21 protein-coding genes, 1 tRNA gene and 1 pseudogene are annotated in these 22949 nt (G+C 69.6%); 11 read left to right on the top strand and 12 right to left on the bottom strand.

Features of this window, described 5'->3' with window-relative positions:
- Positions 1-71: 71 nt before the first annotated feature.
- Genes fabG through FNH13_RS11150 form a run of 3 tightly spaced genes read left to right on the top strand, consistent with a single transcriptional unit; the run spans position 72 to position 3819 of the window.
- Positions 72-815: a beta-ketoacyl-ACP reductase gene (fabG, locus tag FNH13_RS11160; protein ID WP_165700094.1), complete on the top strand. Its 744-nt coding sequence runs from the start codon at positions 72-74 to the stop codon at positions 813-815.
- 41 nt (positions 816-856) lie between these two features.
- Positions 857-1612 carry an enoyl-ACP reductase FabI gene (fabI, locus tag FNH13_RS11155; RefSeq protein ID WP_143783489.1) on the top strand — a complete coding sequence of 252 codons (756 nt, stop codon included), beginning with the start codon at positions 857-859 and terminating at the stop codon, positions 1610-1612.
- A 5-nt stretch (positions 1613-1617) separates the two neighbouring features.
- Positions 1618-3819, top strand: coding sequence for a tetratricopeptide repeat protein (locus FNH13_RS11150; RefSeq protein WP_143783488.1), 2202 nt, complete (start codon positions 1618-1620; stop codon positions 3817-3819).
- A gap of 108 nt (positions 3820-3927) precedes the next feature.
- On the opposite strand, the gene cphA is transcribed toward FNH13_RS11150, so the two are convergent.
- The 3 genes from cphA to glgC all read right to left on the bottom strand — a co-directional run bounded on the left by cphA (position 3928) and on the right by glgC (position 9084).
- Entirely contained in the window at positions 3928-6816 is a 2889-nt protein-coding gene (gene cphA, locus FNH13_RS11145; protein ID WP_143783487.1) for a cyanophycin synthetase, read from the bottom strand.
- A 20-nt stretch (positions 6817-6836) separates the two neighbouring features.
- Entirely contained in the window at positions 6837-7769 is a 933-nt protein-coding gene (locus tag FNH13_RS11140) for a cyanophycinase (protein ID WP_228266365.1), read from the bottom strand.
- Positions 7770-7830: 61 nt separating this feature from the next.
- Complete coding sequence (gene glgC, locus FNH13_RS11135; RefSeq protein ID WP_143783486.1) at positions 7831-9084, bottom strand: glucose-1-phosphate adenylyltransferase; 1254 nt, start codon at positions 9082-9084, stop codon at positions 7831-7833.
- Between the two features lie 55 nt (positions 9085-9139).
- On the opposite strand from glgC, the gene glgA reads away from it, so the two are divergent.
- The gene (gene glgA, locus FNH13_RS11130; protein ID WP_143783485.1) at positions 9140-10357 is read left to right on the top strand and encodes a glycogen synthase; all 1218 of its coding nucleotides are present in this window, start codon (positions 9140-9142) and stop codon (positions 10355-10357) included.
- Positions 10358-10653: 296 nt separating this feature from the next.
- Here glgA and FNH13_RS11125 read toward each other — a convergent pair whose 3' ends face one another.
- Both FNH13_RS11125 and FNH13_RS19080 read right to left on the bottom strand, forming a co-directional pair.
- Positions 10654-11586, bottom strand: coding sequence for a type IV toxin-antitoxin system AbiEi family antitoxin domain-containing protein (locus FNH13_RS11125; protein ID WP_143783484.1), 933 nt, complete (start codon positions 11584-11586; stop codon positions 10654-10656).
- 386 nt (positions 11587-11972) lie between these two features.
- Entirely contained in the window at positions 11973-12722 is a 750-nt protein-coding gene (locus tag FNH13_RS19080; RefSeq protein ID WP_165700093.1) for a hypothetical protein, read from the bottom strand.
- A gap of 43 nt (positions 12723-12765) precedes the next feature.
- Here FNH13_RS19080 and FNH13_RS11115 point away from each other — a divergent pair, with 43 nt between their 5' ends.
- The 3 genes from FNH13_RS11115 to FNH13_RS11105 are packed head-to-tail and all read left to right on the top strand — an operon-like array spanning position 12766 to position 15139.
- Positions 12766-13548, top strand: a complete 783-nt coding sequence (locus FNH13_RS11115) for an ABC transporter ATP-binding protein (protein WP_143783482.1) — start codon at positions 12766-12768, stop codon at positions 13546-13548.
- Positions 13545-14306: a sulfite exporter TauE/SafE family protein gene (locus tag FNH13_RS11110; protein WP_143783481.1), complete on the top strand. Its 762-nt coding sequence runs from the start codon at positions 13545-13547 to the stop codon at positions 14304-14306. Before FNH13_RS11115 ends, FNH13_RS11110 begins: the two co-directional genes overlap by 4 nt.
- On the top strand, positions 14303-15139 hold the full coding sequence (locus FNH13_RS11105) for a TrmH family RNA methyltransferase (protein ID WP_143783480.1): 837 nt from the start codon (positions 14303-14305) through the stop codon (positions 15137-15139). The genes FNH13_RS11110 and FNH13_RS11105 overlap by 4 nt, the downstream gene beginning before the upstream one ends.
- Before the next feature lie 61 nt (positions 15140-15200).
- Here the strand turns inward: FNH13_RS11105 and FNH13_RS11100 are convergent, their stop codons facing one another.
- Together FNH13_RS11100 and FNH13_RS11095 are read right to left on the bottom strand one after the other, a co-directional pair.
- The gene (locus tag FNH13_RS11100; protein ID WP_143783479.1) at positions 15201-15518 is read right to left on the bottom strand and encodes a hypothetical protein; all 318 of its coding nucleotides are present in this window, start codon (positions 15516-15518) and stop codon (positions 15201-15203) included.
- 9 nt (positions 15519-15527) lie between these two features.
- Positions 15528-15899 carry a hypothetical protein gene (locus tag FNH13_RS11095; protein ID WP_143783478.1) on the bottom strand — a complete coding sequence of 124 codons (372 nt, stop codon included), beginning with the start codon at positions 15897-15899 and terminating at the stop codon, positions 15528-15530.
- A gap of 156 nt (positions 15900-16055) precedes the next feature.
- On the opposite strand from FNH13_RS11095, the gene FNH13_RS11090 reads away from it, so the two are divergent.
- Together FNH13_RS11090 and FNH13_RS19830 are read left to right on the top strand one after the other, a co-directional pair.
- Complete coding sequence (locus FNH13_RS11090; RefSeq protein ID WP_143783477.1) at positions 16056-16760, top strand: response regulator; 705 nt, start codon at positions 16056-16058, stop codon at positions 16758-16760.
- Positions 16761-17125: 365 nt separating this feature from the next.
- A pseudogene (locus FNH13_RS19830) lies at positions 17126-18103 on the top strand (histidine kinase); the annotation flags it as partial.
- Positions 18104-18517: 414 nt separating this feature from the next.
- On the opposite strand, the gene FNH13_RS11080 reads toward FNH13_RS19830, so the two are convergent.
- The 3 genes from FNH13_RS11080 to FNH13_RS11070 are packed head-to-tail and all read right to left on the bottom strand — an operon-like array spanning position 18518 to position 20189.
- A complete protein-coding gene (locus FNH13_RS11080; RefSeq protein WP_143783475.1) occupies positions 18518-19048 on the bottom strand; it encodes a YbaK/EbsC family protein in 531 nt (176 codons plus the stop codon).
- Positions 19045-19425, bottom strand: a complete 381-nt coding sequence (locus tag FNH13_RS11075; RefSeq protein ID WP_143783474.1) for a DUF3037 domain-containing protein — start codon at positions 19423-19425, stop codon at positions 19045-19047. The genes FNH13_RS11080 and FNH13_RS11075 overlap by 4 nt, the downstream gene beginning before the upstream one ends.
- A complete protein-coding gene (locus FNH13_RS11070) occupies positions 19422-20189 on the bottom strand; it encodes a HipA family kinase (protein WP_143783473.1) in 768 nt (255 codons plus the stop codon). Before FNH13_RS11070 ends, FNH13_RS11075 begins: the two co-directional genes overlap by 4 nt.
- A gap of 38 nt (positions 20190-20227) precedes the next feature.
- On the opposite strand from FNH13_RS11070, the gene FNH13_RS11065 reads away from it, so the two are divergent.
- The gene (locus FNH13_RS11065; protein ID WP_143783472.1) at positions 20228-21613 is read left to right on the top strand and encodes a DNA polymerase IV; all 1386 of its coding nucleotides are present in this window, start codon (positions 20228-20230) and stop codon (positions 21611-21613) included.
- Between the two features lie 96 nt (positions 21614-21709).
- A tRNA-Leu gene (locus FNH13_RS11060) sits at positions 21710-21796 on the top strand.
- 178 nt (positions 21797-21974) lie between these two features.
- Here the strand turns inward: FNH13_RS11060 and FNH13_RS19985 are convergent.
- Together FNH13_RS19985 and FNH13_RS11050 are read right to left on the bottom strand one after the other, a co-directional pair.
- On the bottom strand, positions 21975-22358 hold the full coding sequence (locus FNH13_RS19985; protein WP_143783471.1) for an SRPBCC family protein: 384 nt from the start codon (positions 22356-22358) through the stop codon (positions 21975-21977).
- Positions 22359-22441: 83 nt separating this feature from the next.
- Complete coding sequence (locus FNH13_RS11050) at positions 22442-22807, bottom strand: hypothetical protein (protein WP_202878762.1); 366 nt, start codon at positions 22805-22807, stop codon at positions 22442-22444.
- Positions 22808-22949: the final 142 nt, after the last annotated feature.

The following is a 22949-nucleotide window of genomic DNA, read 5'->3' as shown; positions in this document are numbered from 1 at the left end:
GGGGGGCCGGGTTCTGCAGGTCCCCTGGGCGCGGTCGTGGCGGGGCGGGGTCACGCACTACGGTGGCCCTTGTGACCGAGACCCAGCAGACCGAAACCCCGTCGGCGCCCCCACCCACCGTCCTGGTGACCGGCGGCAACCGAGGCATCGGCCTGGCCATCGCCAGGTCCTTCGCCGCCGCCGGCGCCGACGTGATCATCACGCACCGCAGCGGCACGCCCCCCGAGGGCCTGCGCGGGGTGCTCTGCGATGTGACCGAAACCGAGAGTGTGGACCGGGCCTTCACCGAGGCGGAGGAGTTGCTGGGCCGGCCCATCGAGGTGCTGGTCGCCAACGCAGGCATCACCAAGGACACCCTGATGATGCGGATGAGCGACGACGACTTCTCCTCCGTGCTGGAGACCAACCTGACCGGAGCTTTCCGGTGCGCGCGCCGGGCCTCCAAGGGCATGATGCGCATGCGCAAGGGACGGATCATCCTGATCTCCTCCGTCGTGGGCCTCTACGGCTCGCCCGGGCAGACCAACTACGCCGCCTCCAAGTCTGCCCTCGTCGGTCTGGCCCGCTCCATCACCCGTGAGCTCGGGGGGCGGGGGATCACCGCCAATGTGGTGGCCCCGGGCTTCATCGAGACCGAGATGACGGCCGAGCTCAGCGACGACCTGAGGAAGCAGTATCTGTCCGGGATCCCCGCCGGGCGCTTTGCCACCCCCGAAGAGGTCGCCGGCGCGGTGCGTTTCCTGGCCGGGCCGGACGGTGGCTATATCAGCGGCGCGGTCATCCCGGTCGACGGCGGTCTCGGCATGGGGCACTGAGGTGGTCACAGTCGGTCTCGCGGGACGCTAGTCTGCTGCCCATGCTGCTCGACGGAAAGAAGCTCCTTGTCACCGGGGTCCTGATGGACTCCTCCATCGCGTTCCATGTTGCTCGCCTGGCCCAGGAGCAGGGTGCCGAGGTGGTCCTGACCTCCTTCGGTCGGACCTTCCGGATCACCCAGTCCATCGCCAAGCGTCTGCCGGTCACCCCTGAGGTGGTCGAGCTGGACGTGTCCAACCAGGAGCACCTGGACACCCTGGCCGAGCGGTTGCGCGAGCACACCGACCACCTGGACGGGGTCCTGCACTCGATCGGGTTCGCACCCAGGGGCGCGTTCGACTTCATGAACGCGCCGTGGGAGGACGTTGCTACGGCGCTCCAGGTCTCGGCATACTCCCTGAAGTCCCTGGCCGTGGCCGCCCTGCCGCTGATGAGTGAGGGTGGCAGCATCGTGGGCCTGACCATGGATGCCCAAGTCGCCTGGCCCGTCTATGACTGGATGGGGGTGGCCAAGGCCGCCTTCGAGGCGACCAACCGCTATCTGGCCCGCGACCTGGGCGCGCAGGGCATCCGGTCCAACCTCGTGGCGGCCGGCCCGATCGCCACCACCGCAGCGCGTTCCATCCCGATGTTCGAGCAGTTCGCGAAGTGGGGCGAGCGTGCCCCACTGGGGTGGGACCTCAAGGACGCCGAGCCTGCCGCCAAGGCCTGCGTCGCCCTGCTGTCCGACTGGTTCCCGGCGACCACCGGTGAGATCGTCCACGTGGACGGCGGCTTCCACGCGATGGGTTTCTGACCACGATGACGGACGACGCGACCACGGTCGAGGTGACCGAGGTGCGCCTGCTCGAGGGCCCGAACCTCTACTTCGCGCGCCCTGCAGTCAAGGTGAGCCTCTCCCTGCCCGGCTACCAGAGCCTCCAGGCCTCCGCCGTGACTGCCATCGCCGAGGCGGTGGGGCTGCGCCGTGCCGTGCCGGGCAAGCCGCACACCGAGCAGCGGCAGCGTTTCCTGAGTCGCCTGGCCGGCACCGTCCTGCGACGCATCGCCGACGCGGTGCCGAGCAGGGTCGGTGCCCGGGTGCGAGTCGGCACGGACCTGGACTCGGTGATCGTTGCCTTCCCGTGGCGCCACCGTGGGCGTGCTCTGGCACTGGGGGAGTCCCTTGGCCCCACCCTGGCAGGTTTGCTGGCAGGGGAGGACGCCGACGAGCTGCTGACCAGCGGCGCGGTGGCGGTGCGTGCCGCCGAGGACGCCTCTCGTCCCATCCAGATCCGGCCCAGGATCCCTGTCGCCTCGATCACCGGCACCAACGGCAAGACCTCCACGACGCGGCTCCTGGCACACATGGGCATGACGGGCGGTCTGCGCTGCGGATGGAGCTCCACCGAGGGCGTCTTCATCCAGGGCGAGATCAAGGTCGCCGGGGACTACTCCGGGCCCTCTGGCGGTCGGAATGTGCTGGAGGACCGGTCCGTCGAGCTCGGGCTGCTGGAGACCGCCCGCGGCGGACTGCTGCTCAAGGGCATGGGCGTCTCGCACAATGACGTCAGCATCGTCACCAATGTGACCGCAGACCACCTCGGCATGCAGGGCATCGACACCGTCGACCAGCTCGCCGAGGTCAAGTCGATCATCACCCGGGTCACCCGCAAGGACGGCTGGGTGGTGCTCAACGGCGACGACCCGCGGGTGCGGGCGATGGCTGCCCAGGCCAGTGGTCGCATCTGGATGTTCAGCCTCGACCCGGACTCCCCGGCGCTGCGCGAGACCGTGGAGCGGGGCGGACGTGGCATGACGATCCTGGAGGGAGACATCGTCATCCTGCGGCGCGGCGCGGACCCGGACCGGCTGATCCGGGTCCTGGACGTGCCGATGACCCTCTCCGGGCTGTCCGAGCACAACATCGCCAACGCCCTCGCGGCGACGGCCGGCGCCCTGGGCCTTGGTCTGCCCCGCGAGGCGGTGATCGAGGGGCTGCGCACCTTTGCCCCGGACCTGGAGCACAACCCGGGCCGGATGAACGTCTGGACCCTGCCGGTGGCCTCTGGCGGCACCGCGACGATGATCATCGACCTGGCGCACAACGAGGCGGGCCTAGAGGCGCTGCTCACCGTGGCCGAGGGCCTGCGCCCGCCCGGGGACCGGGTGCACCTGGGGCTTGGTGGCGTCGGCGACCGCACGGACGACATCCTGATCGGGCTCGGTGAGATCGCGGGGCGTCGGGCCGACCGGGTGCAGATCGTGCACAAGGGCCACTACCTGCGTGGCCGGACCACCGAGGGACTGGAGTCCCAGTTCGTGCAGGGTCTGGCCAACGTCGGGGCCGTCTCCAGCGGCTCCTCCGCCGATGAGGTCGAGGGCCTGGCCGCCCTGGTCGAGCACATGGCAGACGGAGACGTCGGTGCGCTGATGGTGCACCGGGACCGAGAGGGAGTTGTCGCCTGGCTGACCGAGCACGGCGCGCGGCAGGACTCTCCCCGCCAGATCCGGCGCAAGGTCGTCGCGGCTCGGGGAGAGCACGAGCTCGAGGCGGTCCTCTCCGCGATCGAGGACCGACCGCCCCGCGAGCGGGTCGAGGCGGCACGCACCCTGTTGGAGCAGTCGCCCGAGGACCCGCGTCTGATCTTCGAGCTGGCAGCGGCCCTGGACGCAGCAGACCAGGGGACGCAGGCAGTGAGCCGCTATCGCGAGGCCCTGGCTGGCCGTCTGCGCGAGCCGCACCGCTTCCGGGCCCTGGTCGCGATGGCTGCGGACCTGCGGGCGCTGGGCCGGCACGCAGAGGCGGAGGAGGCGCTGAGCGCGGTCGCGGTGCAACGCACCGACAGCGCCACCGTCGTCGCGCTCCAGGCGCTGCTCGATGTGGACGCCGGACGCGGCGAGGCCGGTGTTGCCCGCCTCATCGAGTACCTCATGACGCACGCCACCGCAGCGGATGACGCTGGCCAGCGCGAGAGTGTGCTCGCGATGGCGGATCAGCTCCGGGCGGCAACGGACCACTGAGGGTGGCCACCACCCGACGGAAGACCACCTGACGGAAGGCCGACCGCGCAGGGCCACCGACTGCTCCGACAGTCCGCCCTGCCGGAGCACCTCCGGCAGGGCAGTCGGTCAGTGCTGGGCAGCGCCGCTGTCAGCGCTGGCAGCCGCCTCGGCCGCGTCATACTCCGCGTAGTCGCCGCGAGCCTCCTCCGCCGACGCCTCGGCAGCCTCGCCGAGCTCGACGGGATCGAGGTCGGGGTCTCCGGTGCGCACCTCGTCGGCGCGCGACCCGGCATACGCTGAGCTGCTCATCTCCTCCAGCTCGGCCAGGACGCGGGCGTGCTTGTCGACGGCGGCGAGCACCAGGTCTCCGGGGTTGGCCAGGACCATCGCGTGCCGGACCGCGTCCACCTCGGCCAGCACGGTGTCGATCTTGCGGACGCGGGCCTCGCCGGCAGCAATGCGCTCGTTGATCCCCTGGACCAGGAGCTCGGCGCTCTGGCCACGCGGTCGACCACGGGGGTTGTCGTCCTCGCGGACGACGATGGCATCGAAGTGCGCGGCGGCAACGGCACCCAGCTCGACCAGGTCGGCGTCCCGGCGGTCGCCCGTGCCACCGATGACCCCGATGCGGCTGATCCGGGCGTTGTCGAGCGCGGCCTCCTTCTGCTCGGCGAGGTTGTCGACGAACTCGCCGATGGCCCGCATGCCGGCCGGGTTGTGGCAGTAGTCGACGATCACGCTGACGCCCTTGACGTCCAGCATGTTCAGACGCCCCGGGGACAGGTAGTAGCTCGTGGTGAAGGTGCGTAGGCCCTGCCGGATGTCGTGCAGCGGCACATCGACCGCGAAGGCGGCCCCCGCGGCAGCCATCGCGTTGGCCACGTTGAACCGGGCCGCGCCGCCGAAGGTGCTGGGCAGCAGGTGCGTCCACGCCAGCTGCATGGACCGGCGCCCGTGCCGGATCACGATCATCTCGCCGCGGTCCGTCGGCTCCAGGACCACGGCCCGCCCCCCGCGCCGCAAGCGGGCGTCGATGAAGGTCCGCTCCGGGGATCCCGGCGGCTGCATGGAGAAGTAGATGACGCTGCCGCTGCAGTGACGACGCATGTCTCGCACGTTGGGGTCGTCGGCGTTGAGGACGGCAAAACCGTTGCGCGGCACCGCTTCGACGACAACACGCTTGACCGTGGCGAGCTGCTCGACGGTGTCGATGCCGCGCAACCCCAGGTGGTCGGCCGCGACATTGGTGACGACCGCGACGTCATTGCGGTCATAACCCAGACCCTCGCGCAGGATGCCGCCGCGAGCGACCTCCATGACCGCGAAGTCGACGCGCGGGTTCTGCAGCACCATCCGCGCCGATTTCGGCCCGGAGGCGTCGGCCCGCTTGACGAGCCGCTCGTCGATGACGATGCCGTCCGTGGAGGTCATGCCGACCTGCTTGCCCAGACCCTTCATGATGTGGGCGATCATCCGGGAGGTGGTGGTCTTGCCGTTGGTGCCGGTCACCGCCACGATCGGCACCCGCGCGGGGCTACCGGGCGGGAAGAGCAGGTCGACGACGGGCTTGGCGATGTACTGCGGCTCACCCACGGTCGGGTGCGTGTGCATCCGGAACCCCGGGGCGGCGTTGACCTCACAGATCGCACCACCGGTCTCGCGCACGGGTGCGGAGATGTCGGGGCAGATGAAGTCGATGCCGGCGACGTCCAGCCCGATGAGGCGGGCCGCCTCCTCGGCGATCTCGACGTTCTCCGGATGGGCATCGAAGGTCCGGTCCACGGAGATGCCACCGGTGGACATGTTGCCCGTCAGGGCCAGCTTGATCATGGTGCCCTCCGGCGGGACCTGATCCAGCTCAAACCCCTGGTGGCGCACCAGGGCGACCGCGGCGTCGTTCACCGCGATCCGGGTCAGCACCTTCTCGTGGCCGACACCCCGGCGGGGGTCGGCGTTGGTGATCTCCACCAGCTCGTTGATCGTGTGCGTGCCGTCCCCGACGACGTGGGCCGGGACCCGCTCGGCGATCGCCTGCATCCGGCCGCCCACGATCAGGCAGCGGTAGTCGTTGCCGGTGATGAAGGACTCGACGACCATGATCCCGCGGCGGGACTGTTCTGCGGCCACCGGGAAATGGGCCCGCACCTCGGCCTCGTTGCGCAGGTTGATGCCGACCCCGCGCCCGTGGTTGCCGTCGAGTGGCTTGACGACGACGGGAAAGCCGATCTGCTTGGCCACTGCCACGGCGCCGTCCTCGGTGCGCACCGTGTCGCTGAGGGGCACCGGGAGCCCGGCGGAGGAAAGCAGGGTGTTGGTCAGGGACTTGTCCCCGGCGAGGTCCACGGCCAGGGCGGAGGTCTTGGACGTCATCGTCGCCCGGATCCGCTGCTGGTGGACTCCCTGACCGAGCTGGACCAGTGAGGCGTTGTTGAGACGTATGAACGGGATGTCCCGTGCGGTGGCCTCCTCCAGGATGGCGTTGGTCGAGGGACCGAAGGCGGCCCGCTGGGCCAGCCGCAGGAAGTCGTCGAGCTCGGTGGAGAAGTCAAAGCTCTCGTCGTGCGCGACGGCGGCGTTGACCATGCGGACAGCCAGCTCGCCGGCGGCCAGGCCCACCCGTTCGTCGATGTAGGAGTAGATGACGTTGTAGTGCCCCCGGGTGCCCCGGACGGCGCGCGTCTTGCCGCGGCGCAGGTCGTGACCGGCCTCACCCTGCAGTTGCAGCGCCAGGTGCTCGCTGACGTGACCCACCCAGGTGCCTTCGTGCAGCCGCTCGACAAAGCCGCCGGGCTTGCCGCGCGAGCAGACATGGTTGGTCAACGCCGGCACCCACTCCAGGAGCTGCTCGGTGAATCCAGGCAGCAGGTTGGTCGGATACTCCTCGAGGACCCCGAGGTCGACGACCAGGTGAATCGCCTGCTCGTAGTTCCAGATGTTGGGTCCGCGGTAGACGCGCTGCTCGACGATGCGCAGGTCGGGCGTGGCCGGGGCGGTGGGGGACTGAGCGTGGGACATGAGGGCCCTCCTGGTCCGGATCAGCGGCGCAGCGCTGCGGCTGCGTTGGCGGTGTCGTGCACGTCGGTCGGCGAGGTGACCACGGCCACCTCCGGGTGCATTTCGGTGAAGTCGGTCAGTTGTGCTGCCTCGAGGTTGAAGCAGGAGCCATAGGGGAGAGAGTGCACGACCGCCCCGGAGACCATCAGCGGGGCATCCCGGCGGGCCTCGTGGGCGTCGCTGACAGCGGCACGGGCATCGACGACATACACCGCTCCGGAGCCGACCACGGTCATGGTGCGCTCGTTGACGACCTCGGCGGCCGTGTCCTCGTCGATCCCCACGCCCAGCAGGCTGGGGGAGGCGGCGATCAGGGACAGCAGACGGGCATAGCGGGTGCGTTGACCGAAGTGCTGGTCGAGGATGACTCCTGGCAGCAGACCGAGGCCAGCACTCAGCTGGGAGACACGCTGACGCGGTGCCACACCCTCCTCGCCCATCGAGATCATGAACTGGCTCAGCACAGAGGCCCCGGCCGAGGTGCCCGCCACGACGGCCCCGCGGTGGTAGGCCCGGGTGATGGCCTCGTGCACCGGTGTCCCGACGATCAGCTGGCCCAGCTTGAGCTGGTTTCCGCCGGTGAGGAAGATGCCGGTGGCGTTGTCGATCGCCTCGATCAGGTCCGGCTCGGCGGCTGCCAGGCGAGTCTGCGGGTTGACCAGGCTGATGTCGCTGACGTGCTGCCGGCCGAAAACGGACTGATAGACCTCGAAGGCCTCCTCAGCCAGGGACGAGGCCGTAGGGATCACCACGATCTTGGCGTCCCGGGCCCCGGCGAGCCGGACGAATCGTTTGAGCACCACGACACGGCGCCGCTTGTCCTCGGCACCACCGATCACCAGCAGAGTGCGGTTGACCTGATCGCCAGAGGGCGACTCGCTCGGGTCGGACACGGGGGTCATGTGCGTCGACATGGGGTGCACTCTATTGCGTGACGTGACCGTGTCCGTCACCCCGACGCGCGCGCTGGAGAAGTCACCCCTCGATCGCCATGCCCTTGGGCACCACCACCAGGCCGCTGTCGGTCACGGTGAAACCGCGGGCGCGGTCCTGGTCGTGGTCGACTCCGATGCTGACCCCGGAGGGCACCCGCACCTGCTTGTCGATGATCGCGCGGTGGATCTGGCAGCTGCGCCCGATCTCCACACCGTCCAGGATGACCGAGCTCGACACATTGCTGAAGGAGTGGACCCGCACCTTCGGGGAGATCACGGAGTCGCTCACCGTGGCACCCGAGATCACCGCGCCGGGGGAGACCATCGACCCCAGTGCCTGACCGACCCGGTCCTGGGACCCGTGGACGAACTTGGCTGGCGGGTGGTTGCCGTAGTTGGTGTAGATGGGCCACCGGTCGTTGTAGAGGTTGAAGACCGGGTGCACGGAGACCAGGTCCATGTGCGCGTCGTAGTAGGAGTCCATCGTCCCCACGTCGCGCCAGTAGGCCCGGTCCCGATCGGTGGCGCCGGGGATGTCGTTGTCCTTGAAGTCGTAAACATAGCCCTCACCGCGCCTGACGAAGGCCGGGACGATGTCACCGCCCATGTCGTGCGAGGACTCCTCGTCCGCCGCGTCGTCGCGGACCGCCTGCTCGAGCACGTCGGCGTCGAAGACATAGTTGCCCATCGAGGCGAGGACCTCGTTGGGTGAGTCCGGCAGCCCCTTGGGGCTCTTGGGCTTCTCCAGGAAGTCAGCGATGTGTCGCGGGTCGGACTCGTTGACCTCGATGACGCCGAACTGGTCCGCGAGACCCAGCGGCTGGCGAATCGCAGCCACTGTCACCCCGGCGCCGGTCTCGACGTGCTGGTCGATCATCTGCGAGAAGTCCATGCGATAGACGTGGTCAGCACCCACCACGACGATGATGTCTGGACGTTCGTCATGCACCAGGTTGAGGCTCTGGTAGATCGCGTCAGCGCTGCCGGAGAACCAACTCTTGCCGACCCGCTGCTGCGCGGGCACCGGCGCGACGTAGTTGCCGAGCAGCGTCGACATGCGCCAGGTGCGGGTGACGTGCGTGTCCAGACTGTGGGACTTGTACTGGGTCAGGACGACGATCTTGAGACATCCGGAATTGACGATATTGGACAGTGCGAAGTCGATCAGCCGATAAATGCCGCCAAAAGGCACCGCTGGCTTTGCTCGGTCCGCGGTGAGCGGCATCAGTCGCTTTCCCTCACCTCCCGCGAGAACGATTGCCAGTACTTTCTGCCTACCCGTTCGTGCAGCCATGACCTCAACCTATTGCCCCGAGCGGAGTTCGTCGACAGGGGCTAGCGTGTTGCTTGTGCGAATCGACATTTTGACCCGCGAGTACCCGCCCAACATCTACGGCGGTGCCGGTGTGCACGTTGCCGAATTGACGCGCGCCCTCCGAGCCCTGCCCGACGTCACCGTCTCGGTGCGAGCCTTCGACGAGCCCGTCGACGAACCGGGGACGACCGGCTATCCGCCCCCGGAGAACCTGGTCGACGCCAACGCCGCGCTCAAGACCCTCGGCGTCGACGTCGCGATGGCCTCGGACGTGGTGGCCGAGCAGGCGGACCTGGTCCACTCACACACCTGGTACGCCAACATGGGTGGTCACCTGGCCAGCCTGTTGGGCGGGATGCCGCACGTGATCTCGGCGCACAGCCTGGAGCCCATGCGGCCGTGGAAGGCCGAGCAGCTCGGCGGCGGTTACCGGGTCAGCTCGTGGGCGGAGAAGACCGCTTACGAGGCAGCGGCCGGAGTGATCGCGGTGTCGGCAGGCATGCGCAAGGACATCCTGGCCAGCTATCCGGACATCGACCCGGCCAAGGTCCATGTCGTGCACAACGGCATCGACTCCGAGCTGTGGCAGCGCAACACCTCTGAGGAGGCCAAGGCGATGGTCCGTGAGCTGGGGGTGGATCCAGACCGTCCCAGTGTGGTCTTCGTCGGCCGGATCACCCGCCAGAAGGGTCTGCCCTATCTGCTGCGCGCACTCGCCGAGCTGCCGTCCGAGGTCCAGGTCGTCCTGCTGGCGGGGGCGCCCGACACCGAGGAGATCAAGGCTGAGGTGATCGGCCTGGTCGACACCCTCCGTGAGGGACGCGGCGAGGCGGGAGGTGTGACGTGGATCGGCGACATGCTGCCGCGCGAGAAGGTGATCGCGGTCCTGTCGCACGCCACCGTCTTCCTCTGCCCCTCGGTCTATGAGCCGCTGGGCATCGTCAACCTGGAGGCCATGGCCTGCGGTGCCGCCGTGGTCGCGACGGCGACCGGTGGGATCCCCGAGGTTGTGGTGGACGGGGAGACCGGCTGGCTGGTGCAGATCGATCAGGTCACCGACGGGACCGGAACGCCCACCGACCCGGACAAGTTCGTAGCGGACCTGGCCGCCACCATCAACGACGCCGTCTCGGACCCCGAGCGCGCGGCACGGATGGGTCAGGCGGGCCGCGAGCGGGCAGTCGAGCACTTCAGCTGGACCACCATCGCCGAGCGCACCCTCGAGGTCTATCGCACGGTCCTCGCCGACTAATCAGCACCCGCCGCACCCACTGGCACCCGCGGCACCCCCGCGCCCGACCGACACCCCACGCCCCACCGACACTCCCACGCCCCACCGACAGCTCCCCGCCGCAACCAACACCCCCACGCCGCGCGTGTCCTGCACAACGCCAGGGTCGGTGCGGCGTGTCGGGTGCCCCGGGCCCACACTTATCACCGGAAGCCGCGCGTGTCCTGCACAGTGTCAGGGTCCGTGCGGCGTGTCGGGTGCCCTGGGCCCACTGGTGCAACGCCGTGCGTCGTGGGGCATCGACGCGGTCGAGTTGCCTAGGGTTTGTGCAGTAGGACGTGCGACATGTCCCGTCCGGCGTTGACTGCCACCGCCTGCTTGAGCCGATGTACCACCTGATCCGGGCGACGCTCGATGCTGCGCGGTGTGATGGGCACGACGATGACGCCGTGCTCGACGAGGCGCGCGTCCTTCTCGACAGTCGCTGTCCAGCGATCAAGTCCGTCCGCGTCGAGACCCGAGTGATGGGCCCGTGAGTGAACCTGCACGGCCACCCCGGAGTCCGGGAAGTAGGCGTCTGGGCACCCGATCCGCACCTGATCCACTGTCCACAGTGAGGTGTTGAGCACGAACCGGGGCAGGGTGGGATCGGCTTCGAGCACACGCGCCAGGGCAGCCTCGGGCAGACTCCAGGCTCCCTTTGTGAAGAGGTCAAGACCCGATCTGATCGCGCCGACCTCCCTCCGGCGATGGCTGGACAACTCGTCTGCCAGGAGAGCGGAATGGGTCAGTCGATGTTGCAGAGCCGAGATGGTCACCGCCTCCAACCGCTGCCCGGCCAGTCCCTGGTGGATGGCGGCGTCGCACAGAGCGCGCGCGACGCTCGTCACAGGCACGCCCTCGTGATGTCGGGCAACGGTGATGGGTTGGTCGGTGCGGACCGTCCGGATGCCTGAAATCTGTCTGGACCGTCGGGTGCTGGGGACCAGGAAGACGCAAGTGCCGAGCACGTCGAGGGTCAACCCGTGTCGATCCAGGGCAACACGGCCGGTCAGGACTGCTGACTCTCCGGCCCAGAGGTAGGCAGCCATCAGTCGAGCGTCGATGTCCAACGGTCCGAGATGGGGTGCGTAGACCCCGGGATAGACCCGTTGGATGGTGCGGCCGCGGCGATGGCGGATCGCATCCGCCGTCCAGCCGTGCGCTCGGAGCTGCTCGGTCGTCGCGAGTCCGGACTGATCCTCGATCATGGGAAACTTCCGCAGCCGCGGCACAGGGTGACGATCGCTCAGGAGCGGCTGACCTCGCGTCGTCTCGGGTGAGGAGGACATGGGTCCAGCATTGTCGGATTGTTCCGGTGCCGCAGACCTCCTGTGGACAACACTGCCGGTGCATTAGCCGCGCTGCAGAAAGGGGGCTCAAGCGCCCGACACGCCGCAACGTTCTCCGCACGGTGCAGGACACGCGCGGCGGTGCGCGGCGATGTGCGGAACACGCGCGGCGATGTGCAGGACACGCGCGGCGATGTGCGGAACACGCATGGCGGTGTGCGGAACACGCGCGGCGATGTGCAGGACACGCATGGCGGTGTGCAGGACACGCGCGGCGGTGTGCGGAACACGCGTGGCGGTGCGGCTCAGCGCCAGCCCGCGAGGTGCAGGGCGCCGACGTTGGTGGCGGCGACGAGCGCCTTGGCCGCCACGTCATGGAGCTGGCGCAGAATCCGTTCTCGCTGCAGGGTGGAGCTCGAGTCGGCGCTGTGCAGGCGGTGGTCGAGACCGGCCTCGGCGAGTCCGGTGATGGCGCCGGCGAGTTCGATCACCCGGACCGAGCGGGCGGGCAGCCCGTCCGGCAGGCCCCACTCCTGGTCGAGGCTGCCGCGCACCGCTCCCTCCAACCCGTGGCCGGTCAGCGGCTGGCCGGGAGCGAGATCGAGCTCGGCGGTGAGGGCAGCGACCTCCCGGCGCAGCTGGAGCTCGACGTCGGGCAGCGACAACTGCTGCACCACGTGCTGGGGGACCGGGTCGGCATCGAAGGAGGTCCACAGAGCCTGCCATCCCTGGTCGCCCTCCGGGCCGAAGGTGTGGATGTCGGGCACCAGAGCCCCGCCAAGACCGGTGACATAGACCAGCTCCTCGGCCTCGGTCGCCGCAGCCACCAGGTCTGCGGGACCACGCGGCATACTCGTCAGGTCGCCCGGTCGGGGCAGGGCCAGGAGCACCAGGCGCTCCCCGAGGTCGCGCCACAGCGCCAACTGGGGCACCAGACCGTCGACGTGATCGAGGTCGGGCATCGCCCGGTGCGGCACCTCCTCGAGGTCGACGAGTCCCCCGAGCGCTGTGGTGGCCCACAGTGCGACGCGCACGCTGGCGGGCAGGTCAGCCATGCGGTGATCGTAAGCGTGCCGGAGCAAACTACCCTTGCTCGACATGAGCGATGTCCTGGAATTTGCCGGTGTCGGGGTGCGCCGAGGCGGCAACGTGCTGCTTGACGACATCGACTGGTCCGTCGAGGAGGGCGAGCGGTGGGTGGTGATCGGCCCCAACGGCGCGGGCAAGACCACCCTGCTGCAGATCGCGGCGGCCCGGATCCATCCCACCACCGGTGTCGCTGGCATCCTCGGTGAGGTCCTCGGCACCGTCGACGTCTTCGAGCTACGCCCCCGGATCGGGCTGTCCTCCGCCGCCCTGGCCGAGCGAATCCCGCCGGAGGAGATGGTGCGCGACGTGGTGGTCACGGCGTCGTGGGGCGTGACAGGGCGCTGGCGCGAGGAGTATGACGAGCTGGACACCGGGCGTGCCGAGGGCCTGCTGGCGGCCCTGGGTGTCGAGCACCTGGCCGATCGTCGCTACTCCACGCTCAGCGAGGGGGAGCGCAAACGGGTGCAGATCGCCCGCGCCCTGATGACTGATCCCGAGCTGATGCTGCTGGACGAGCCGGCCGCCGGGCTGGACCTGCGCGGCCGCGAGGACCTCGTGGGACGGCTGTCGGTCCTGGCCGAGGACATCGAGTCCCCCGCGATGGTCCTGGTCACCCACCACGTCGAGGAGATCCCGCCCGGATTCACCGACATCCTCATGCTGCGCGATGGCAAGGTCGTCGCCGCAGGACCACTGGAGACCACCCTGACAGGGGAGAACCTCTCAGCCGCCTTCGACATCCCCCTGGTGGTGGACAGGCGCGGCGCGCGCTGGTCGGCCCGCGCCGAATGAGTTGGCTGGAGGTCTCCGCCATCCTGCTCGCCGGGGTGTGGGCCGGCACGATCAACACCGTGGTGGGCTCGGGGACCCTCGTGACCTTCCCCACGCTGCTCTTCTTCGGCTATCCACCCGTGTCGGCCAACATCTCCAACAGCCTCGGACTCGTCGCCGGCGGACTGTCCGGCACCTGGGGCTATCGCCGCGAGATCCGGCCGTTGCGCGCGCTGCTCGTCCGGCTGGCTCCCGCGTCGTTGCTCGGGGCGATCATCGGCGCCCTGCTCCTGCTGGTGCTCCCGGAGTCGGCCTTCGAGGCGATCGTGCCCGCGCTGATCGTCCTCGCCCTGGTGCTGGTGGTCTTCGGGCCCCGCCTCAACGCGTGGGCGGCGCAGCACCATGCCACCGAGATCACCGGTTCGCGCTTTGTGATCCTCATCGTGGGCATCCTGTTTTCCGGGATGTATGGCGGCTACTTCGGGGCCGCCCAGGGCGTGCTCCTGATCGGTCTGATGAGTGTGCTCCTGCCCAATGGGTTGCAGGAGATCAACGGGGCAAAGAATGTGCTCGGGCTGATCGTCAACTTCACGGCGGCGATGGTCTTTCTGGTGGTCGACCCCTCCCAGGTGAACTGGGTGATTGTCGGCCTCATCGCGATCGGGGCGTTTATCGGTGGGCTGCTCGGGGCCCGGATCGGGCGCAGCATGCCACCGTGGCTGCTGCGGTTGACCATCGTGGTCATCGGAGTGGTCGCGATCGTGGTGCTGCTCGTATGACGCAGCACCAGCTGCCCGCCGGTGTCACCTGGATCGACGATGCCTCAGACGAGCGGGTCCGGGACTATGTCGGTCTGACCGATGTGGCGCTGCGTCGGGTGCTCGAGCCCGTGCAGGGGCTCTATCTGGCGGAGTCGGCCAAGGTCATCCGGCGGGCACTCGGGGCGGGGCACAGGCTGCGCTCCCTGCTGCTGATACCCCGCTGGCTCGAGGACCTGTCGGACCTGGTGCAGACGGCCATCGACGACTCTGCCCCCGTTTATGTCATGGAGCCTGCTGTCGCCGAGGAGATGACCGGCTACCATCTGCACCGTAGTGCCATCGCGTCGATGCACCGCCCGGTGTTGCCGCCGGTGTCGGAGGTGCTGCGCGGGGCACGCCGGGTGGCGGTGCTGGAGGACATCGTCGATCACACCAATGTGGGTGCGGTCTTCCGGTCGGCTGCCGCACTCGGGGTGGACGCGGTCCTGGTGACACCACGGTGCGCGGACCCGCTGTATCGCCGGTCGGTGCGGGTGTCGATGGGCACGGTCTTCCAGGTTCCCTGGACCCGGATCGACCCCTGGCCCGGTGGGATCGGCACACTTCGCGAGGCTGGCTTCACCGTGGCGGCGTTCGCCCTGCGCGAGGACGGCCTCGAGCTTCGACAACTCGCCGCAGCGCAACCGGAACGGTTGGCCCTGGTGCTCGGCACGGAGGGCGACGGGCTGGAGGAGTCGACCATCGCTCAGGCGGATCTGGCCGTGCGGATCCCGATGGCCGGCGGGGTGGACTCCCTCAACGTCGGCGCAGCGAGTGCCGTGGCCTTCTGGGCGCTGCAGCCCCAGACGTGAGACCGCGGTCCCAGACGTGAGACCGCGGCCCAGGCCGAGGCCGCGGCCAGCGACAGTCACGTCATGCCACCTGTGCGGCAGCGGCCCGTCGGCGCGAGTGCTGTCGGCGGGTTCGCACCCAGTGTCCAGCTGCGACGAGAGCGAAGCCGGCGACCGGGACCGTGAGCGTGACCAGGCCGTAGTCCAGTGGGAAGACCTCCGGGTTGAAGGGCGCGGTGCCGGCCGCGCCGTCAGCGCCCAGTGAGGGGAGCAGGAGATAGAGGGTCTGGAAGACGAAACACCACAGGTAGACCACCGCATAGGTGAGGTTCGCGGCGAGCCGGGACGACAGCAACAGGCCCAGCGGGAAAGCCAGCAGGATGGTGACGACGGCGATCATGGCTGATCCTCAGTCCATCACCGGCACGGCCCGGTGAGCCGCTGACAGCATGAGCACCACGGATGCGACCGTGACCAGCACAGAGGCTGCGACGATGACTCGCACGACAGCGGGCACGTCGACGAAGAACGCTGGCACGGCAGCCAGCATCAGCAGGATCACGGCACCTGCGGCGACGCGCAGGGCCGCAGCGTTGCCCCGCCAGGCCAGGACCACCGCGATGACCCCGATCAGACCCAGGGCGGAGGTCAGCACCAGCACGGCAAGGGGCGGACCCACAGTGCCGGCCGGGGTTGGGGTGAATACGTCGGGGACGGACAGGGCGCTCAGCAGCCCGGCCAGGCCGAGCCCGATGTGTTGACGGGTGGAGAGGGGTTGCATCAGATCTCCTCGCAGTGTCGGAACGGATGTCACCAGCGTGTGGCACCGACCTCTCCCAGGGACAGGACCATCGTGCCCGACAAGCGGCCCGTCTGTCCCGGTCGATCGGGAAGATTTTCCTGGGTGCTCAGGGGCCAGATGGGGGCATGATGAACCATGACGATTCGCGTGCTCCTCGCGGACGACCATCCCGTCGTGCGCGAGGGTCTGCGCGCACTGCTGTCCACCATCCGTGGCGTGGAGGTGGTCGGCGAAGCCGTGGATGGCGCCGCTGCCGTGCGCGAGACACTGCTGCTGCGCCCCGACGTCGTCCTCATCGACCTGAGGATGCCGGGCACCGACGGCGTCGAGGCCATCCGCCAGATCACCCAGGCCGCTCCCGCGACCGCAGCGCTGGTGCTGACGATGTATGACGACGACGCCACCGTCCTGACAGCCATGCAGGCCGGGGCCCGCGGCTACCTCCTCAAGGGCGCCGAGCAGGAGGAGATCGTCGGGGCGATCCGTGCAGTGGCCACGGGACAGGCCATCTTCGGTCCCGGCATCGCCACGCGCGTGCTCGACGTCTTTGCCCACGCAACACCCCGCGACCCCGGCGTCGACAACTTTCCCACCCTCACAGCGCGGGAGCGGCAGATCCTCGTCCTGCTCGCCGAAGGCCGACGAACCTCGGAGATCGCTGCCGAACTGTTCCTGTCACCGAAGACGGTCAGCAACAACCTCACGGGCATCTTCGCCAAGCTCGAGGTGTCGGATCGTGCGGCAGCCATGCTCGTGGCGCGACAACGCGGCCTCGGCACCGAGCCGACGTCCCCGCCGACGTCCCCGCCGCCGTCCCCGCCGACATTCCCGCCGACGTGACACCCGCAGCCTCGGGGAGCACCCTGGCAGCACTGGCTGCCATCGCGCTGTCCTGCCTCGTCAGCGGACTCGCCCTGGTGCTCACCCGTCGAGCCCGTGTCTCAGGAGCCTTGCTGGCTGCAGCGGGCGCGACCGGGGTGGTCGGCGCGGTGCTCTGCGGCAGTGGTCTCACCTCGCCCGGCTGGCCGCTGGTGGTGATCTCAGCGGCGCTGCTGCTTCCCCTGGCACTGACGACCTATCCGCGACCGCACTGGCGTGACCCCGTTGACCTGCTGGGCCTGATCCTCATCGCCGCCACCGGCGTCGTGGTGGTCACCGTGTTCACCCGCCCGTCGTCCCTGGCCTCCCTCGGGCTGCTAGTCGTGATGATCCTCGTGGGCCACACCTGGTGGCGGCTCGAGCGGGCCAGTGGCCCGGAGCGCCGGGCACTGCAGTGGATGGCCGTGGTCGTGGGCGGCACCTCGGTCATCGGCTTCCTCGTCTGGTTCGCGACCGAGGGGTCGGCGGTGAGCCAGTGGGCTGTCATCGTGCTCGTGGTCATCGGCCCGGCCCTGTGGGTCGGAGTGGCCGCGCCGGAGATCGTCGATGTCCGGGGCGTCGCGGTCAGCACCGTGGTGTGGGTCATCACCACCCTGACCTACCTGGCGATCTTCGTGGGGCTGGCCTCGATCGTGGAACTGACCGGCGGGATGACGCCGGGTCTGGGGGCCCTTGCCCTCGTGGGGATGTTGGCGGCCACCACGGTGCACCCGCTGCGGCTGCTCCTGCGCGGCGCGGTGGACGCGCTGATCACCGGGACCAGACCCGCTCCCCTGGACGCGGCACAGGAGCTGGTCGGGCAGATCAGGGATGACCCGGGGCAGGCCCTGCACGACATCAGGGCGGCCCTGGCGTTGCCCTGGGTCGCCCTGCGGGTGCGCGGTCGGGACGTGGCCACATCCGGCGTTCCCACCCCGCACACGCACACCGTGGTGGTGGACCCCCAAGCCGAACTGGTCGTGGGCCTGCGGGCCGGCGACCTGAGCATGCCCCGGGACGACCGGTTGGTGCTGGACCTCGTGGCCCCGTTGCTGGCGCAGGTGCTGCGCGCACAGGCTCTGGTGGCCGAGTTGCACGCGGCCCGGGAACGCAGCGTCGTCGCGCTCGCCGAGGAGCGTCGCCGGTTGCGCGCCGACCTGCACGACGGGCTGGGGCCGCGCCTGACCGGCGTCGCGTTCACCGCCGATGCGGCGGTGAACATGTTGCGGGTCGACCCTGACGGCGCCGAGGCGTTGCTGCGGACCCTGCGCGGCGAGGTGGCGGCTGCCATCGCGGACATCCGGGACCTGTCCTACGCACTGCGGCCGCCCGCTCTCGATGAGCTCGGCCTGCTGGGGGCGCTGCGCCAACTGGCCCTCGGTCTGCGCACGGCCCGCGGTGGGCCGCTGACCGTCTCTGTGGAGGGAGGGGGAGACCTGTCCGCGCTGCCGGCAGGGGTGGAGGTCGCGGCCTACCGCATCGTCGCGGAGGCCCTGACCAATATCGGTCGGCACAGCTCGAGCAGCAGGGCCGCGGTGACCCTGCACCGGGACGACGTCGGGCTGCATCTGACGGTCGAGGATGAGGCTGGGACACTCCCTGGTGTCCGCTGGGTCCCCGGGGTCGGTCTGTCGTCGATGAGCGACCGCGCGAACGAGCTGGGTGGCACGCTGACGGCCGGCCCGACACGTTCGGGCGGACGCGTGAGTGCCTTCCTCCCGGCCACCGGGGCGGCCCTCCTAGCGGGCCAGACCCTCGATCACCTGCACCCCGGGCAGGTCCGCGACCAGAGCTCCCGGGAGCCGCAGCTTGGCCCCGCGCACCCCAGCACCGATGACGACCCGCTCGGCGTCGACCACGCGTGAGTCGACCAGCACCGGCCAGTCGCCGGGCAGACCGACGGGGGTGATCCCGCCATACTCCATCCCTGTCTCAGCCACCGCCCGCTCCATCGGCATGAAGCTCGCCTTGCGCACGTCCAGGGACTTGCGGATGGTGCTGTTGACATCGGCTCGCGTGGTGGCGAGCACCAGCCCCGCGGCGACCCGCTCGACCTCGCCCCGGCGTCCGAGGACCACGATGCAGTTGGCCGACTCCTCGAGGGTGATGTCGGTGGCCTCCACGAGCGCCTGCGTGTCGGCCAGGTCCGGGTCGATCTGGGTGACCTCGACCGATCCGGCGAGGGGGGTGCCCTCCAGGGCGGCACGCACGGGTGCGGCCACGAGGTCGGGTCGTTCGGTGAAGGGGTGCCAGGTCAGGTGGGTGCTCATGTCACCAGGATGCGCACCAGGTGATCGAGCGTGGCAGCCGGGTCCTCCGTCGTGCCCCCGTGGACCGGTCCGGGCTGCACGATCGTGCTGCGTGGGGCGCTGAGCCAGCCGAAGCGCGGACCGAGTCGGTCGAGGCGTGGAGTGGCGGGGGAGTGCTCCCCGGCGGCCACCCGGCAGACGGCATCGAGGGAGGCACGCACCGCGTCCACGTCCAGCTCAGGAGCCAGCGCCCGAGCCTTGTCGGGGTCCAGGTGGACGGCACCGCGCAGGAACTCCGCCTCCTGGCTGTAGAGCACGACCCCGACGTTGATGAACTCCTCGCGCTCCACGCGGGGGACGAGGCGCAGGGTGACGTACTGGTAGTCGTAGGTGCTCACGCCCCACCCCCGGGAAGCCAGGCCTGCGGTTGCTGCACCCGGGCCAGGAGGTGCGCCTTGTATGCCGCACGCACTGTCTGCGCGTCCGGCAGGTGGTCCGTGGTCTCCAGCCACTCCACCGGCACGAGGTCCAGGACCTGGTCGACCAGGTCGCCGGTGACCTGCGGGGCCAGGCTCGCGTGGGCCCCGGCCAGGTCGGTCGCGACCCCCGCCAGGACGTGGTCGTCCGCGCGGAACGGCTGGGCGGCAAAGCGCTCGGGGTTGGGCTCCTTGCTGGGCCAGGAGTGGTGGAAGTAGAGCGCCGCGCCGTGGTCGATGAGCCAGGTCTGGCGGTGCCAGGTCAGCAGGTTGGGGTTGGACCAGGTGCGGTCGACGTTGGCGGTGAAGGCGTCCAGCCACAGGATGCGGGCGGCGAGCTCGGGGGTGGGAGGGCGCGACCCGTCATAGCCCAGCGACCCGGGGAGCAGGTCCACCCCGAGATTGGTGCCGGGTGAGGCGTTGAGCAGGTCCTGGACCTCCTCGTCGGCCTCGTAGCGTGCGATCGCCGAGGGCAGGTCGATGGTGACGATCCGGGGAATCGGCAGGCCCAGCGCACGGGCGAGCTCACCGACGATGACCTCCGTGACCAGCACCTTCAGGCCCTGTCCCGCGCCCCGGAACTTCACGACATACGTCCCCAGGTCGTCCCCCTCGACGACGCCGGGCATGGAGCCGCCCTCGCGCAGCGGGGTGACATAGCGGACGGCGGTGACGTGATCGAGCACGTGCCGACACTATCCGGCGGCTGTGTCACAGTGGCGCCATGCCCGCTGTCCGCCGCGAATCCAGCATCATGCACATGGACCTGGACGCCTTCTTCGCTGCCGTGGAGCAGCGGGACAAGCCCTCGCTGCGCGGCAAGCCGGTCGTGGTCGGTGGGACCGGCGTGCGCGGCGTGGTGTCCACGGCGTCCTACGAGGCCCGGAAATTTGGTGCCCGCTCGGCGATGCCGACCGCAGAGGCCAGGCGGCGCTGCCCCGCGGGAACGGCCTTCCTGGGTGGCCGTTTCGACGCCTACCGGCTCAGCTCCACGGTCGTGATGGGCCTGCTGCGGGACCTGTCACCGGTCATCGAGCAGGTCTCCGTCGATGAGGCTTATGTCGACCTGCGCGGCGGGGGGGTGCAGGACTTCTCTCCGGAGGCGCTGCGGGAGCTGGGGAACGCCCTGATGGAGCGGATCCGTGAGGAGACCGGGGGGCTGACGGCGTCCGTCGGGATCGCGACGTCCAAGATGATGGCCAAGATCGCCAGTGAGCTGAACAAGCCCGCGGGGCTGACCCTGGTCGAGGCGGGCACGGAGCAGGAGGTGCTCGCCCCCATGTCGGTGCGTGCCATCGCCGGGGTCGGGCCCGCGACGGCGGCACGGCTGCACGGCTTCGGGGTCGAGACCGTGGCTGACCTGGCGCGGGTCAGCGAGGGGGACCTGGTGGCCATCTTCGGACAGGCTCACGGGTCCAGCCTGGTCCACCTGGCGCGGGCCGAGGACGACCGTGCCGTGCAGACCCAGCGGGAGACCAAGAGCGTCTCGGTCGAGGAGACCTTCGAGGCCGACATCGCCGACCCGGCGGTCCTGGAGCGCGAGCTGGACCTGATGGTCGCCCGGCTCGCGAGTCGCCTGGGGCAGGCCGCCCTCTTCGGCCGCACCACCACCGTCAAGGTCCGCCAGCACGACTTCAGTCTGCAGACCCGCTCGGGCACGCTGCCCTACGCCACGGGCGATCCGGCCGTCATCGGGCGGCAGGCACGCCGGTTGCTCGGCGCGATCGATGTCTCCTCGGGCATCAGGCTCCTGGGGGTCGGCGTCTCCGGGCTGACCACCCACGCCCAGGAGGAACTGGCCCTGGGTGAGGGGCTCTTTGCGATGGCCTCCACCACCTCCACGCCGGCCGAGGTGCCCGACAGCGTCGGTGAGGTGGTGGTCGAACCATCGGCACGGCATACCCCCGAGGTGGTCAGGACGGCGGACTGGCGCCCCGGTGCCGACGTGCACCATGCCGCGTATGGCGCGGGCTGGGTCTGGGGAAGCGGCCTGGGCCGGGTGACGGTGCGCTTCGAGGGCCCCCGGACCGCCCCCGGCCCGGTGCGCACCTTCGCGACCGACGACCCTGACCTGGCAGCGGCCGAACCGCCGGACTGGCGGGCCGAGTGAGCGCAACGGGCCCGGGGGGAGGGCGGAGTTTCGGTCCAGGCGTGCTAATCTTGCCCGTCGTTGCCCACCTTTTCTCAGGTGGTGTAGCGCACCCTTGTCCGGGTGGCGGAATGGCAGACGCGCTAGCTTGAGGTGCTAGTGCCCTTAACGGGCGTGGGGGTTCAAGTCCCCCTCCGGACACCAGATCGGTCTCTGACCTGTGTACATGCGGTCATTCGGCGCGGACCCCTATCTGAACGCCCACGCTGTGGGTGGCGTGGTGGTTGCCCCAGGCGGCCGCGGAAGACCAGCGCTCACGCTGACGGTTCGGCCTCTGCGGCTGTCACCAGCGAGTTGAGGTCGATGTCGATGTAGCGCTGTGTCATCCGTCCGAACAGCGCACGGGCCAGCCAGGCTCCCGGGCCGGTCCAGATGATGGCAAGCTCGATGCGCGTGCCCCGTCCCGGGGGTGCACGTGGTGGGTGGCGGTCGTGCGGATCCCCGGTCGCCGGGACACCCAGGTAAAGGACCGTCCTTCCTCCCACTGCGTGACCACCCAGCTGGCTCTGCCCAACCGGGGTTGCGTCACCGAGAATCTGCTCCCCACGCCGATGCTGCCAGGAGCCCGTGGGTCCTCATCGTCGGTCGCCTCCCTTGTCACAGAGGTGACCGTCGGCGTCCATAGTGGCCAGGTCTCGATTGCCGACAGTAAAGACCACACCACGTGGGGTGCGGCGGTGGACCGTCCGGCGGTGCGCGCGTCCATGGAGTTTCTCCTGTGTCAGCCCGGCCGCCCGGGTGGCGGTCTGGCGGTGTTGGTGGTCGCGGGGTGAGGTGGTTGAGATGCAGTCACTGCGTGTTGGGTCGCGGCGCCTGCTCGGCAAGCTCTTTGAAGTTCAACAACTGACGCCTGGCCATGACGAGGTCTCCGACGGAGAGGGCTGGCGCGAGCACGCGGCTGGGGTTCATGACGACCTTGAGCAACAAGCGTGTGGTCTGGTGCCCGCCGGGCACGAGCAGGTAGGACATGAACGCCCCGAGGATCGTTCCGGTGAGTTGTCGTTGAGGCTCGAGGGAGACGATGCGGCCCATCTCGCGTCGCCCGGCAGTTGTGTATCGCTCACCGACCGTGGGCTCAGGCAGATCGAGGAGCGTGCGAGGTGACCGGCGTCCGAGGTTGTCGATCCAGTCGTAGGAGTATGGGGCGAGTCTCACTTGTGTCAGCCATGGCCAGAGGACTTGAGGTGGCGCATGCACGGTGACCCCTCGCCATACCTGGAGCGTGGGTGCGGGGAGGAACGCGTCGCACTGGTACTCCAAGGCCGTTTCGCTGTCGGTCACTCCCCACCTGGCCCCG

Source organism: Ornithinimicrobium ciconiae, assembly GCF_007197575.1.
GTDB classification, from domain to species: domain Bacteria; phylum Actinomycetota; class Actinomycetes; order Actinomycetales; family Dermatophilaceae; genus Ornithinicoccus; species Ornithinicoccus ciconiae.
The sequence above is the reverse complement of the archived record's forward strand: the minus strand, read 5'-3'. Positions and strand labels throughout refer to the sequence as shown.

Coding starts and splice junctions, on each gene's coding strand:
- fabI (WP_143783489.1), top strand. CDS start 857: ATGCTGCTCGACGGAAAGAAGCTCCTTGTCACCGGGGTCCTGATGGAC.
- FNH13_RS11150 (WP_143783488.1), top strand. CDS start 1,618: ATGACGGACGACGCGACCACGGTCGAGGTGACCGAGGTGCGCCTGCTC.
- cphA (WP_143783487.1), bottom strand. CDS start 6,816: ATGTCCCACGCTCAGTCCCCCACCGCCCCGGCCACGCCCGACCTGCGC.
- FNH13_RS11140 (WP_228266365.1), bottom strand. CDS start 7,769: ATGTCGACGCACATGACCCCCGTGTCCGACCCGAGCGAGTCGCCCTCT.
- glgC (WP_143783486.1), bottom strand. CDS start 9,084: ATGGCTGCACGAACGGGTAGGCAGAAAGTACTGGCAATCGTTCTCGCG.
- FNH13_RS11125 (WP_143783484.1), bottom strand. CDS start 11,586: ATGATCGAGGATCAGTCCGGACTCGCGACGACCGAGCAGCTCCGAGCG.
- FNH13_RS19080 (WP_165700093.1), bottom strand. CDS start 12,722: ATGGCTGACCTGCCCGCCAGCGTGCGCGTCGCACTGTGGGCCACCACA.
- FNH13_RS11115 (WP_143783482.1), top strand. CDS start 12,766: ATGAGCGATGTCCTGGAATTTGCCGGTGTCGGGGTGCGCCGAGGCGGC.
- FNH13_RS11110 (WP_143783481.1), top strand. CDS start 13,545: ATGAGTTGGCTGGAGGTCTCCGCCATCCTGCTCGCCGGGGTGTGGGCC.
- FNH13_RS11105 (WP_143783480.1), top strand. CDS start 14,303: ATGACGCAGCACCAGCTGCCCGCCGGTGTCACCTGGATCGACGATGCC.
- FNH13_RS11100 (WP_143783479.1), bottom strand. CDS start 15,518: ATGATCGCCGTCGTCACCATCCTGCTGGCTTTCCCGCTGGGCCTGTTG.
- FNH13_RS11095 (WP_143783478.1), bottom strand. CDS start 15,899: ATGCAACCCCTCTCCACCCGTCAACACATCGGGCTCGGCCTGGCCGGG.
- FNH13_RS11090 (WP_143783477.1), top strand. CDS start 16,056: ATGACGATTCGCGTGCTCCTCGCGGACGACCATCCCGTCGTGCGCGAG.
- FNH13_RS11080 (WP_143783475.1), bottom strand. CDS start 19,048: ATGAGCACCCACCTGACCTGGCACCCCTTCACCGAACGACCCGACCTC.
- FNH13_RS11065 (WP_143783472.1), top strand. CDS start 20,228: ATGCCCGCTGTCCGCCGCGAATCCAGCATCATGCACATGGACCTGGAC.
- FNH13_RS19985 (WP_143783471.1), bottom strand. CDS start 22,358: ATGGACGCGCGCACCGCCGGACGGTCCACCGCCGCACCCCACGTGGTG.